10 protein-coding genes are annotated in these 12,946 nt (G+C 53.8%); 4 read left to right on the top strand and 6 right to left on the bottom strand.

Going from position 1 to position 12,946, the window contains the following annotated elements; all coding sequences use genetic code 11:
• The first annotated feature begins 112 nt into the window (after nt 1-112).
• From INP78_RS11830 to INP78_RS11820, 3 genes are read left to right on the top strand one after another with little or no spacing between them, the layout of a single operon-like run.
• Nucleotides 113-3,403: a transglutaminase family protein gene (locus INP78_RS11830; protein WP_194742411.1), complete on the top strand. Its 3,291-nt coding sequence runs from the start codon at nt 113-115 to the stop codon at nt 3,401-3,403.
• A gap of 56 nt (nt 3,404-3,459) precedes the next feature.
• Nucleotides 3,460-6,000 (top strand): circularly permuted type 2 ATP-grasp protein, encoded by a 2,541-nt coding sequence (locus INP78_RS11825; protein WP_194742410.1) that lies wholly within the window; start codon nt 3,460-3,462, stop codon nt 5,998-6,000.
• 9 nt (nt 6,001-6,009) lie between these two features.
• Nucleotides 6,010-6,897 (top strand): transglutaminase family protein, encoded by an 888-nt coding sequence (locus INP78_RS11820; protein ID WP_194742508.1) that lies wholly within the window; start codon nt 6,010-6,012, stop codon nt 6,895-6,897.
• Nucleotides 6,898-7,046: 149 nt separating this feature from the next.
• On the opposite strand, the gene INP78_RS11815 is transcribed toward INP78_RS11820, so the two are convergent.
• Nucleotides 7,047-7,940 (bottom strand): N-acetylmuramoyl-L-alanine amidase, encoded by an 894-nt coding sequence (locus tag INP78_RS11815; RefSeq protein ID WP_194742409.1) that lies wholly within the window; start codon nt 7,938-7,940, stop codon nt 7,047-7,049.
• Between the two features lie 242 nt (nt 7,941-8,182).
• On the opposite strand from INP78_RS11815, the gene INP78_RS11810 reads away from it, so the two are divergent.
• Complete coding sequence (locus INP78_RS11810; RefSeq protein ID WP_194742408.1) at nt 8,183-8,842, top strand: HAD family phosphatase; 660 nt, start codon at nt 8,183-8,185, stop codon at nt 8,840-8,842.
• A gap of 8 nt (nt 8,843-8,850) precedes the next feature.
• Here INP78_RS11810 and tmpT read toward each other — a convergent pair whose 3' ends face one another.
• From tmpT to INP78_RS11785, 5 genes are all read right to left on the bottom strand, one after another.
• Nucleotides 8,851-9,489, bottom strand: coding sequence for a thiopurine S-methyltransferase (gene tmpT, locus INP78_RS11805; RefSeq protein WP_194742407.1), 639 nt, complete (start codon nt 9,487-9,489; stop codon nt 8,851-8,853).
• Nucleotides 9,490-9,530: 41 nt separating this feature from the next.
• Nucleotides 9,531-10,778, bottom strand: coding sequence for a hypothetical protein (locus INP78_RS11800; RefSeq protein WP_194742406.1), 1,248 nt, complete (start codon nt 10,776-10,778; stop codon nt 9,531-9,533).
• Nucleotides 10,779-10,954: 176 nt separating this feature from the next.
• Complete coding sequence (locus INP78_RS11795) at nt 10,955-11,260, bottom strand: hypothetical protein (RefSeq protein ID WP_194742405.1); 306 nt, start codon at nt 11,258-11,260, stop codon at nt 10,955-10,957.
• 27 nt (nt 11,261-11,287) lie between these two features.
• Nucleotides 11,288-11,896 (bottom strand): HNH endonuclease, encoded by a 609-nt coding sequence (locus INP78_RS11790; RefSeq protein ID WP_228522854.1) that lies wholly within the window; start codon nt 11,894-11,896, stop codon nt 11,288-11,290.
• Nucleotide 11,897: 1 nt separating this feature from the next.
• Nucleotides 11,898-12,854 (bottom strand): DNA cytosine methyltransferase, encoded by a 957-nt coding sequence (locus INP78_RS11785; RefSeq protein ID WP_194742404.1) that lies wholly within the window; start codon nt 12,852-12,854, stop codon nt 11,898-11,900.
• Nucleotides 12,855-12,946 lie beyond the last annotated feature (92 nt).

Raw genomic sequence — 12,946 nt, 5'->3', positions numbered from 1 at the left:
CACTGTCGCCTGTTTCTTTTGTTTTCCAGCTGCGTTGTGGCCTGTTTGCTCGCAGCTGGCATATTTCCTGCATCTTCACTGCCTAAAATCATAATTCCTAAAAGGAGTGGCAGTGGCTATCCGTGTCGCTTTACATCACCGCACGCGTTATCAGTTCGACCGACTGGTCAATTTATCCCCACATGAAGTCCGCTTAAAGCCTGCCGCGCATGCGCGCACGCCTGTGTTGTCGTATTCATTGACGGTGAATCCGGAAAAGCACTTTATCAATTGGCAGCAAGACCCTTACGGCAACTATATTGCCAGGTTCGTATTCCCCGAAATGGTGCGTGAGCTCGATTTTACGGTCGATTTGGTGGCAGACATGACTGTCATCAACCCGTTTGATTTCTTTGTGGAGAAGTATGCCGAGCATTTCCCATTTAATTACACCGAGCAACAGGCGTTTGAGCTGACCGCCTATTTGCAAGCGGAGCCCATGGGGCCTTTGCTCACGGGCTGGATGGATGCTATACGCAGTGAGGTGGTGCAGCCGGAGGTTGGGATTGTCGATTTCTTGGTGGCGGTAAACCAGCGCCTGCAAGGAGCGATTGGCTACACCGTGCGCATGGAACCAGGCATACAGACGCCCGAAGACACCTTGCAAAAACGTACGGGTTCCTGCCGTGACTCCGCCTGGTTGTTGGTGCAAGTAATGCGTCAGCTTGGCCTGGCGGCGCGTTTTGTTTCTGGCTACCTGATACAGCTAAAAGCAGATGTGGAAGCGCTGGATGGCCCCAGTGGCACGGATAAGGATTTTACTGACCTGCACGCCTGGACAGAGGTGTTTATCCCCGGTGCTGGCTGGGTCGGGCTGGACCCAACGTCCGGTTTAATGGCAGGCGAAGGGCATATTCCGCTGGCCTGCACGGCGTTGCCATCCTCGGCCGCACCGGTGATGGGATTTACCGATGTCGCCGAAGTGACGTTTAGCCACGAGATGCGTGTCACCCGTATTCACGAAGATCCGCGTGTGACCAAGCCTTATAGCGAGCAAGACTGGCAAGCCATCGTGAAATTGGGCGAGCAGGTCGATAAACAACTGAACAAGATGGATGTGCGCCTGACGCAGGGGGGGGAGCCGACCTTTGTCTCGATTGATGATATGGATGGCGCGCAGTGGAACACCCTGGCGCTGGGGGAGCATAAGCGCCAACTGGCAGGGGAGCTGGCAGGGCGGCTCAAGGCCCAGTTCGCGCCTCACGGCTTTTTGCATTACGGCCAGGGCAAGTGGTATCCCGGTGAGCCGTTGCCGCGCTGGGCGATTAATATCTACTGGCGGCCTGATGGCAAGCCGGTATGGCGCGATGCCAGCCTGTTTTCAGCCGAAAGTGGTCAGGATGGCTACACCGCCAAACAGGCGCAGGCATTTGCGCGGCATCTTGCCGATATGCTTGGATTCCCGCCAGCCTGTGTGGTGCCTGCCTATGAAGATGTGTGGTCGCTGGCACAGCAAGAGCAACAGTTGGCGCACAATATTGACCCGCTCAAGGCCGACTTGAAGGATGGTGCCGAGCGTAAGCGGCTGGCCAATGTGCTGAATCAGGGCTTAGGCTCGGTCGTCGGTTATGTCATGCCATTGAAACCGGTAGAGTCGCAAGCGGCCGGTGAATGGCTGACCAGCAAGTGGCCGTTGCGGCGCGAGCATCTCTATTTGCTGGCGGGCGATTCGCCGATGGGGTTGCGCTTGCCGTTGTCTTCATTGCCATGGCAATTGCCTGCGGAGATTGAGCCTGAATTTGCGCTGGACTCGTTTGCTGAGCAGGCGGCGCTGGGTGATGCCAAGGTGCCCAAGGTCAGGTTAAAACACAAAACAAACCAGCCCGCCGCACGCGAAGTGATTCATACCGCCTTGTGTGTGCAGGTCAGGCAAGGCCGCTTATATGTATTTATGCCACCGGTGACCCGACTGGAGGATTACCTGGATTTGCTGAGTGCCATTGAGCAGACCGCCAGTGACCTCAAGCTCAAGCTGTGGCTGGAGGGCTATACGCCACCGCGGGATAGTCGCCTGAAGTTACTCAGTGTGACACCAGACCCCGGCGTGATTGAAGTCAATATTCATCCGTCCAGCAGTTGGAAGGAGCTGGTTGCGAATGTCAGCACATTATATGAGGCGGCGCGTGTATGCCGGTTAGGCACAGAAAAATTCATGTTGGATGGCCGCCATACGGGGACTGGCGGTGGTAACCATGTGACGCTGGGCGGCGAAACAGCCGCCGACAGCCCGCTGTTAAGGCGGCCGGATGTGTTGCGCAGCCTGATTACCTACTGGCAAAACCACCCGGCACTGTCTTATTTGTTCTCAGGCACTTTTATTGGCCCCACCAGCCAGGCACCGCGGGTGGATGAGGCGCGCGACGATAATTTGTACGAGCTGGGCATTGCTTTCCAGCAGATGGAAAAAATGCTGCCACCGGGCAAAGAAAGTGCGCAGCCCTGGCTGGTCGACCGCTTGTTACGGCATTTGCTGGTCGATTTGACCGGTAACACGCATCGCGCCGAGTTTTCTATCGACAAACTATATTCGCCAGATGGCCCGACCGGGCGGCTGGGGCTGGTGGAGTTCCGGGCGTTTGAAATGCCACCGCATGCGCGCATGAGCCTGCTGCAAAGCTTGTTGTTACGTGCGCTGGTTGCACGTTTCTGGAAAACGCCTTATACCGGCAAACTGGTGCATTGGGGCACTGAATTACATGACCGCTGGATGCTGCCACATTTTGTGGCGCAGGATATGGCCGATGTGGTGGCCGACTTGCGTGCAGCAGGCTATGCCTTTGAGCAACGCTGGTTTGAGCCATTTGTCGAGTTCCGGTTTCCACGTTATGGCACCGTGGCTTATCACGGCATAGAGCTGGAACTGCGGCAGGCCATAGAGCCCTGGAACGTGCTGGGTGAAGAGGTGTCTGGCGGCGGCACTGCGCGTTATGTGGACTCGTCCGTGGAGCGCATGCAGCTGCGCGTCCGTGGCCTGACCGATGGCCGCCATGTGGTGACCTGCAATGGTCGTCCGCTGCCCTTGCAGGCAACCGGCAATGCGGGCGAGCATGTGGCGGGCGTCCGCTTCCGCGCCTGGAATCCGTGGTCAGCCTTGCATCCGACCATCCCGGTGCAAGCGCCTTTGGTGTTCGACCTGGTAGATACCTGGAGTGGCAAGTCATTAGGTGGGTGCACCTATCATGTGTCACATCCGGGTGGGCGCAATTACAATACTTTCCCGGTTAATGCCAATGAGGCAGAGGCGCGCCGATTTGCGCGTTTCTGGGCGCATGGACACACGCCGGGCGAGATGGATGTGGTAAAAGAACCACCGAATCCGCGTTTTCCGTTTACGCTGGACCTGCGTTGGCAGGCCAAGGCGTGAACATCCTGTTACACTCATTGTCTTGTTATGTAATGTCTTTCTTCTCCTGATCTCGCATGCAACCAGTGCTTAACCAGCTGTATTTTTCTGACCGCTACAACGAACTGTTGGATAGCAGCGGACAGGCGCGTCCGCACTGGCAGGCCTTGCTGGCACAGCTGGAGTCTGAAGAGCCGACCGCCATGCGTAAACGCGTGGAAGCCGTGCAGCGCCAGGTGCGGGATAATGGTGTCACCTATAATGTCTATGCCGATACCCATGGCGTGCAGCGGCCCTGGGATCTGGATGTCCTGCCACTGATTATTCCGCAAGACGAATGGCAGCACATTGCCGCTTCGGTTGCACAACGCGCGACCTTGCTTAACCAGGTATTGCTGGATGTGTATGGCGAGCAGCGGCTGTTGGCCGATGGTCAATTGCCCCCGGCATTGATTTACGGGCATAACGGTTTTTTGCCGTCATGTGTCGGGATTCCACATTATGACAATATTGCCTTGCATAACTATGCCGTCGATATTGCGCGCGCACCTAACGGCCAGTGGTGGGTGGTGTCTGACCGCACGCAAGGGCCGACTGGCGCAGGCTATGCGCTGGAAAACCGTACCATTATTTCGAGTGCGTTTCCCGAGCTGTTCCGTGATCTGAATATTGAGCGCCTGAGCGGCTTTTTTGCCAGCATGCGCGATAGTTTGGCGCACTGGGGACACCGCGTGGCGGATAACCAGGCACGAACGGTACCCGGCATCACCGCGCTGGGTCAGGGTGAGCCGCCATTGGTGGTTATTTTGACCCCCGGACCTTATAACGAAACCTACCACGAGCAGTCCTTTCTGGCGGGCTACCTGGGCTACCCGCTGGTGCAAGGCAGTGACCTCACCGTACGCAATGGCGTGGTGTGGCTAAAAACCATTGCCGGGCTCAAGCCTGTGCATGCGATTTTGCGGCGTATTGATGACGACTACTGTGATCCGCTGGAGCTGAATGCCGAGTCCTTGCTGGGCGTGGCTGGCTTGACGCAGGCCGCGCGATTGGGCAATGTGTTGATTGCCAATGCCTTGGGTGCCAATTTGCTGCAATCTGGAGCCTTGCTCGGTTTCTTGCCTAATTTATGCCAGTCAGTCTTAGGCGAAACCTTACGCATGCCTTCGGTGGCGACCTGGTGGTGTGGTGAGCCAGCCGCCCTGGAGTACGTCATCCAGCACCTGGATGACCTGGTGATCAAACCGGCTTATCCGCAAGTGCGGTCGTCGCCTATTTTTGGTGAGGATTTGAACCCGGGCCAAAAAGAGTCGCTGATCGCCAAGTTGCGTGCACAACCCGACCACTATATTGCGCAGGAGCAAGTGGATATTTCACATGCGCCGGTGCTGACCAGCCACCAGAGCCACCCGCAAATCGGCTCGCTGGCCGTGAGCTTGCGGGTGTATGCCTTTGCGACGCCCAACGGCTATGCCATCCTGCCGGGTGGTTTGTCGCGCGTGGCCAGTGGTAAAGATGCCCGCGTCGTGACCATGCAGCGCGGCGGTACCAGCAAAGATACCTGGGTGTTGTCGCATGACAGCCAACCGCCGTTCAGTTTGTTGCGTAAAACCAATTCCAGCCAGGACCTGGTGCGTGAAAATGCCTACCTGTCCAGCCGCATGGCAGAAAACCTGTTTTGGTATGGCCGTTACTCGGTGCGCAATCTGCAAAAAGCCATCATGTTACGTGCCACCATCCGCGCCTTGCTCGAGTACACGCCGGAGATGCGCGACGGCGAGTGGGCAACCATGCAGGGCTTGTGCCAGTGGTTTGACCTGTTACCCAACCCGGAAGACGAAGAGGCGATTGCCAGTTGGCAACCCTGGACGGATGATGATATTGAACCGTTGCTGATCCAGGCCGTATTCTCACAACAGTCCAGCAGTTTGGCCACCAGTGTGCAGCAACTGTTTCAGCAGGCATTTAACCTGCGTGAGCGCATTTCGAATGACCATTGGCGGACGGTGAACGTATTGTCACGCCTGTTTATTACCCGCCATCAGCATGCCACCCTGCAGGATGCCTTGTCTTATATTGAGCAGGCAATCAATCATTTTGTGACGTTGACCGGCTTTGCCATGGATTGGATGACGCGTGACCTGGGCTGGCGTTTTATGTCCCTGGGGCGGCGTATAGAGCGCTTGCAGTTTATGTGTGTGTTGTTGAGCCGCGCCTTGGCCATGCCACAACACAGCAACCTGGAATGGTTGTTGCAAGTGACCAATAACCTGGTCACCTATCGGGCACGCTATGCTGCACAGCCAGAGTGGTTGCCTGTGCTGGACTTGTTGTTGATGGATGACAATAACCCTAATTCTGTGGTGTTTCAGATCAAAGGCCTGGTCAAGTATCTGGAAGAAATGGACGCGCAAGACAATGCAGGCGGCATCGCCACCGAACTGAATGATTGCTGGCAGGCATTGCTGCAACTCGATCCTGATCAATGCTTTACGGCAGGAAATACTGCTTTGGCCGAGTGGCTTAACCACACCTATGCGGTGACGCTCACCTTGTCGGATCGCTTGAGTCTGCGTTTTTTCAGTTATGCCAGTCCGCTGGTGACGCCCGGGCATTAAGGGAAAATGATGCGCTACCAGGTCGAACATCAAACCATATATAGCTATGATACGTCTGTGATCCAGTCGCAACAGTTATTGCATATGATGCCGCGCCAGACGGACTTCCAGCAGTGTGTTTCTTATACGCTGGCGTGTGAGCCACCGCCCGCCGAACAGTCGCGGCGCTGTGATTTTTTTGGCAACCATAATGATTATTTGACACTGCTGACCCCGCATCAGTCACTGGAAGTCACCTCACGTTTCCAGGTGGAGGTACAGCCACGCCCCACCATGCAAACACTCACGCAAAGCCCCGCTTGGGAGCAGGTGCAGGCTATGTTGCAATTGCAGGGGACGCAGCATCTCGAAGCCACGCCGTTTATTTATGCCACGGCAAGAGTGAAATGCAGTGAGGCGTTGGCCACGTTTGCACAAACGTGTTTTACGCCGCAACGTCCGTTGCTGGAGGCCGCCATGGCGTTGACACAGCAGATTTACGCCGAGTTTGAGTTTGATGCGCAGGCAACGGATATATCAACGCCGCTGGACGAAGTACTCAAAGGCCGCCGTGGCGTCTGTCAGGATTTTGCCCACCTCATGATCGGTGCTTTGCGTTCATTGGGCCTGGCATGCCGTTATGTCAGTGGCTATATCCTGACCCATCCGCCAGAAGGCCAGCCACGCATGGTTGGCGCAGATGCTTCGCATGCCTGGGTGTCTGTCTATTGCCCGGTCAATGGTTGGGTGGACTTTGACCCGACTAACAATTGTCTGGTGCAGCAGGAACATATCACCGTGGCCTGGGGGCGCGATTTTGGGGATGTGTCGCCCATGCGCGGCGTGGTGCTGGGGGGCGGCCAGCAGCAACTGACAGTCAGTGTGACGGTGACGCCACTAGCGTACGCCGTAGCCTAGCGTCACTTTCAGCGCTATTTAGCCGTTGATTTGATATTGATCAACTCTCGTCGTTCGTACAACGGTTAATCTACGTCCTGTGAGGAGTAGGTAAGTAGTAAAGTCCACGTTAGCCCCGACTTGTCGGGGCATTTTTTTACCTGTCGCTGTTAGCCATAGCGTTTCTTATATTCGTCTTTAAGTAATTGCCTGAATTCAGTCATGGTCATCGACAAGGCGCCGCCAGGATCATTTTTGCGCCAGCGGCCTATGCCTTTGGGGCCTGCCGCTTCGTCATGACCGAGGACATAATCAAAATCAAAGACGCTGGGGTTGTTTGCCTTGGCCCACAGCAAAAACTCAATCAGGGTGGTTTCCTGTGCTTTAGTGTAGGGGAGATAAGCCCCAGCCAGAATGTTGTCGCTATTTTTATCAATCACGCGCACTTTTTTGGCGTCTATCGGTTGCTTATGGCCGCTATCCCAATAGGTGTAGTACTTACCGTTATGCACCTCTAGCCGCCCCGGGTTGGTGATTTCTATGCCGACCAAAAAATTGGACACGCCATTGCGTTTCTCGCCAGCAATGGTCCAGGCACTTTCACCTGCGTGGTAGCCCCATTGGTTGAGAGGGTTTGCCTGCACCAGTTTGCCATCGGTGCTGATGCAGCAAAAGAAATACGGGCTGCTAGCAATCGCACTCACCGCGTTTTCCAGGCCTTTGGTGTATTGCCCTGCCGTAAAGTGCACGATGGCGCCATAAGGATAGGCTTTCGGGTATTCGCCCTGGGCGGCGCGTTTAATGTCTGTGCGTATGACGGCTTCCGGGTACCACAACTTTCTTTCGCCGACAGGATAACGCTTTTTTTCTGGGGCAGCTTCCTCAGGATGCAGGCTGGGGCGCGGTGGTTCCGGTGGCCTGAACTCTTCGGGAACCGGCTCTTCGAGCAGTTGCGACAGGATTTCAATCTGGCTTAGCGCCAGTGCATCGACTTTGGGGTCGGCAGACAGCCTGGCAATTTGCATGGCTGACCAGCGCAAGGTATACAGTTTTGCTTTATCCATGGAGGGGCTCCTTGATTGTTTAAGTGCCGCCACCTGTTCATCCACGCTGCTGTGGCGATCTCTGTATGGCATGAACAGCCTCTGCGACTGTCATGTGGTTTTATATTAGCCACCCTTTGTTAAGTTGTGTTGTTTTGATTGCGTGTGAGCGCTAAATAAAACCACTTGCGCAAAAAAGTGTGTGTTTGACCGCAACTCAGGCGCGGTAAAATAGCGGTTTATTTCCGCAATGAGTGTTGGCCGTGATTAAAGCAGCGATTTTTGATATGGACGGTCTGTTGATCGACTCCGAGCGCATTATTATGCAGGGCTGTATACAGGCAGCTGCCAGCATAGGCATTACTTATACCCAGGCCGAATATGTCGAGTTAGTCGGGCGCGTCTGGTCGGACTCGACCCGTCTGATGACGCAGCAGTTAGGCAGTGAAGCTAATTTTCAGCATGTGATGCAGGGCTTGAATACTTTTCTCGACGCGCGCGATCATGTGTTCCCGCTCAAAGACGGCGCGCATGCCTTGTTGCAGTACTATCAGTCGCAAGGCATTGTCTGCAGCGTGGCGTCTTCTTCGCCCATGCCGCATATCACACATCGTTTAACCCACACTGGTGTGCTGGATTACTTTAGCCATGTCACCAGCGGGCAAGAGGTGAAGCGCGGCAAACCCAATCCAGATATTTATTTGCTGGCGCTGGAAAAACTGGGCTTGCATGCAGACGAATGCATTGCCTTTGAGGACAGCGAGCTAGGCGCGCAAGCGGCGATTGCGGCTGGCTTGCGCGTAGTGGTGGTGCCAGACCTTAGGCAACCTAGTGACCAAGTCCGCGCAGGGGCGCATCGGGTGGTCGAGAGTTTGCAGCACTGGCTGATGCACCATGAGACGCTTGCGGGTTGTGTGTTATAGCAAGACTGCTATGGCTGAGACAGTAACCAGGCCGTTTCTTCAGCAGGATATTGTCCTTTCAAGCCTTTTTCCATGAAGACACTGCCCAGTACTGTGCACTGGTAGTCTGCCTGGTAGTGTGTGCCAACTTCCTCTTGGCTGACGCTAAACGGCGGGCCGGGCACTAAAGACTGGTCATAGGCAAAACTAATCAGGAGTTGCGGCGCGGTGTGCGTGAGATTGATTAAGTGCTGGCTGTATTGCCTGCGCATTTCATTCGGTAGCGCAATCAGGGCGGCACGGTCATATACGGCATCCACTTGCCCCAGCAGCGGCTGGTCCAGTGCAAAAAAATCCCCTTGAAATATCTCTAGATTGCCTGCGCGGTAGTGGCTGAGCGTCCCTGTCTGCGTGATTTGCGGGGTGAGGTTGAGCTCAGCAAACAAGGCATCTACGGCCAATGCGCTGAGTTCGACTCCCACCACTTGCAAACCTTGCGCTAACAGCCAATGAATATCTAGCGTTTTGCCGCAGAGCGGCACCAATATGCGTTGGCCTGGCTGCAATTGCAATGCCTGAAAGTGAGCCAATAAAAACGGGTTCACCTCACCTAAGTGAAAGCCGATTTGCTGGTGTTGCCAGCGCTGATGCCAGAAGTCGTGATGCATGGTATTTAGGTCATGAAAAGCAGCGCATAGTATAAGGCAGATTACTTGCCCGCTAACTGGCTCAGTTTGGCTTGTGCTTCCAGTACCCCTTCTTCCACCCCGGCGGCTTCTGTGAGTTTGGCGACGTTGTCGCGCGTGAAAAAACCATCAAAGCCATCATAACGTTGTACATATTCAATAATCAGCGATGAATGCTCAGAGGCATTAGAAAATATTTGTTTGAGGCCTTCTTCTTTTGAGCCTATCACATCCAGCAAAAAGCCCTTGCCCTGGCTGGCGATGGCATTGACGACAAAGTCGATATTTTCTTTGCCATCGCGCGTGCCGTCTTTCACCGACAAAGCAATATGATGCAAACGCGGGCCATAGTTACGCACAAAGGTTTCGGTAGGTGAGGGCAGTTTTTCCAGATGATTGACAAAATAAGGCGTGTTATTGGCCGTGAACACCTTGGCCGGGCTCTTGGTTTCGGCAAAGCCGTGCACGCTTTTCGTGACGTTGGTAGACGAGTTCTGGTCCCAGATATTGTAAGCGCCCCAGAAGAAATAGCTGGACCAGGATAAATATTCCAAAATGGCCACTTCGCGGTTCTGGCTATAGACGCGCGTGGCCAGGTGATCCACCGGCAAAATCAGGTCGTCGATACGCAGCTTGGCTTGCTGGTCTTTGGCTTGCTCATAGGCGGCTTGAACATCCGCGCGTATGGTGCTGATGCCTAGCGAATACACACGCAGTTCGCCGGGCTCACGTTTCATATAGCCGACGATATTGTGCGTATATGGTGACGGCTTGCTGATAGCCACATTGCCCGGTAGCTCCAGTTTGCGTACCTCGTCTTGCGTAAAGAAGCGGAACTCGCGTTCCTCCTGTAATTTCACCACTTCATGCATATTGCTGACGCGGATGATCTCGCCCATATAACGGCTGTTAGGTTTGCGCGCGCCTACCGGATAAATTTCATTCAGTGAGCGGAAAATGCCGCGCAGATTAGGGTCTTTCACCTCGCGCACCAGCAAATCCGGCGAGTTGAGGTCTATGCGCAATACATGGGTCCAATGCTTTTCACTCTCCAGCGTGACCAGGTAGTGGTAAGACGTCATCAGCGAGAGTTCGGCGATATATTGAATCGAATGATCCGGGTCTACCGTAATCATCAACGCATCAATTTCCTGAATCATCTCGGTCAGGCCCATCTGGTCACGCTCTTCCAGCAGCTTTTGCAGATATTCCTCAAAGAAGGCGGAATTTTGTTTATCGCCGTGGCGGGCAAAGTCGAGAGAGTTGATCATGGTGTACAAACATTAAATGTAAAACCATGTTTAAGCAAGGCGCGTACCCAGGTTGGCCTGCGTGCGTAAATATCCGCACAATGGCGTCAAATCAGTGTGATTGTAGACGTTTGCTACGCCATTAAAGTAACAGGGCAGCTATCGCTGCCCTGTTTTAGTGCCTGTGTTCAGGCGAATTAGCGGCCCTTGCCACTGAGCGAGCCGCGCTTGAGTATCGGGTCGTCGTAGGAAATGCAACGCCCCATGCCGAGAAAACTCGGGCGCATGCCGATTGGGCAACCATTGCTGCGCTCAAACTCTTCTACTTTGACTTTAGCTACCTCAGCCTTTTTGGCATCTTTAAATTCCCAGTAGCCGTTCGAGTGCAATATCACTTCATCGCCTTCTGGTGTTTTGGCTTGAATATCATCGTCTGCCGCCTGGGTGGCAAAAACAATCTGAGGCAATAAGAGAAATAAGATGGTGAGTAGTGTTGATCGCATGCGAACTCCAATATTGGGTGTCAAAAGTCAATCGGCCGTTTGAGTAAGCGCTGTCGCTTGTTTGGGGAATTTTTTAATCAGCCACTGCAACACTTCTAGCTGATCCGGTGAGGTCGCCCGACGCACCTGTATGAGTAGTTTTTGCAAGTCTGGTCTGGTAAGTGTTGCGTTGGATGCGCCCTCATTACATACAGAACAGATTGCCCGCAAGTTAGAGGGATCATCAGTGCCGCCTACACTCTTATCGATCACATGGCCAATGTGCAGCCTGGTTTTTCTGGTGCTGTCGTAAGGGTGTGGCTCACCGGCAACGGCACCACACATCTGGCAGGTAAAACCATTTCTATCAAGCACAAAAGCTCGAGTTTCCTTTGAAATAGCTCTGGCAAAAGCTGGCTGAGGCTTTGGCGTTTCCAGCAGATATTGACCTGGTTTAAGATCGCTGCGGTCATTGTGTGTCAGAATCTGATAGCCTTCTTCAGTTCTCAGTTCCCTGACTCTTCTTCCCCATTCGGATTGATTGTCTGCAATGACGCGCAGTTCATCCGAGTCCATTACCCTGCCAATATTGGCAAGAAAATGTGCTCTGAGTTTACCTCTAGCACCACCGCGCAATTTTTTATCTCCTGCTGCCATACTATGCTCTTTTTAACTTTGGTTTTGCGGCCAGTTCTAATGCGACCTTAATCTGTTTTCCGACAGCGCAGGCGACTGGTGGAGGAAAGGCATTGCCGATTTGCCTGTAAGCAGAAGTTTTTTTGCCATAAAACTGCCATGTGTCTGGGAAGCCTTGAATTCTGGCAGCCATTCTGACAGTTAACCTCGGCATGCCAACAAAGTCTTTCGCAGGAGGTTCATTCGCAATTCCCATGCCGTCGACTCCAAGTGTTGCCCAAGCTTTTTTTGCCCGCGTAGGACCTAAGTCAGGGCCTCCATGTTTTTTGCTGCCGCCCACTAAAGTCGGTGCGATGTCTGCAGCAAACTCACGCCATGCTTGTGCACCATACCAACCATCAGCAGCCATGAGGTCGTACAATGCCTCTCCAACTGTTGGAGGTCTTTTCTCGTTTGGGACGGGCCATGAAAAGTGTTCAGCAGCATTTTTTTCTATTGCCACAAAGATGACTCTTGGGCGTAATTGAGGCACGCCAAAATCACTTGCGTTCAGTAAGCGCCACTCGGCAACATAGCCCAGTTTGCGCAAATCATTAACTAGCTTGGTCCTATACTCATCAAAAACGGTGTCTAGTAGGCCGCGTACATTCTCAAGCATGACGGCTTTAGGTTTGCATTCTGCAACTAGTCTAATCGCTTCTGGGAACAGGTCTCTTTCGTCTTCATGCCCGAGTTGTTTGCCCGCTCTGGAGAAAGGTGGGCAGGGAACACCGCCAGCAAGCAATTCAATCCCTTGAAGTGAGACTGCCTGGTATGTGCGTAAGTCACCCTGCGTGACAGACCAATGGGGGCGATTAAGCTGTAACGTGTGGCACGCCTGTACATCCAGCTCTACCAAGCTGGCATGACTAAATCCTGCCTGCTCCAGCCCCAGCGCTTGGCCGCCTGCGCCTGCACATATTTCAATGGAATTAAACATTTATTGTAACTTTGCGTTGTTTGCGGTTGGTTCCGGACGAGTTTCTGAAATTGTTGAACTGTCCGCTTACCCATGTGAACTATGATGCCATA

The organism is Methylophilus sp. 14, assembly GCF_015354345.1.
In the GTDB taxonomy this organism is placed as follows: Bacteria; Pseudomonadota; Gammaproteobacteria; order Burkholderiales; family Methylophilaceae; genus Methylophilus.
This window is presented reverse-complemented; position numbering and strand designations above follow the sequence as displayed.

Bases quoted from the DNA above. Each gene is read 5' to 3' on its own strand.
- INP78_RS11825 (WP_194742410.1), top strand. From the start codon at position 3,460: ATGCAACCAGTGCTTAACCAGCTGTATTTTTCTGACCGCTACAACGAA.
- INP78_RS11820 (WP_194742508.1), top strand. From the start codon at position 6,010: ATGCGCTACCAGGTCGAACATCAAACCATATATAGCTATGATACGTCT.
- INP78_RS11815 (WP_194742409.1), bottom strand. From the start codon at position 7,940: ATGGATAAAGCAAAACTGTATACCTTGCGCTGGTCAGCCATGCAAATT.
- tmpT (WP_194742407.1), bottom strand. From the start codon at position 9,489: ATGCATCACGACTTCTGGCATCAGCGCTGGCAACACCAGCAAATCGGC.
- INP78_RS11800 (WP_194742406.1), bottom strand. From the start codon at position 10,778: ATGATCAACTCTCTCGACTTTGCCCGCCACGGCGATAAACAAAATTCC.
- INP78_RS11795 (WP_194742405.1), bottom strand. From the start codon at position 11,260: ATGCGATCAACACTACTCACCATCTTATTTCTCTTATTGCCTCAGATT.
- INP78_RS11790 (WP_228522854.1), bottom strand. From the start codon at position 11,896: ATGGCAGCAGGAGATAAAAAATTGCGCGGTGGTGCTAGAGGTAAACTC.
- INP78_RS11785 (WP_194742404.1), bottom strand. From the start codon at position 12,854: ATGTTTAATTCCATTGAAATATGTGCAGGCGCAGGCGGCCAAGCGCTG.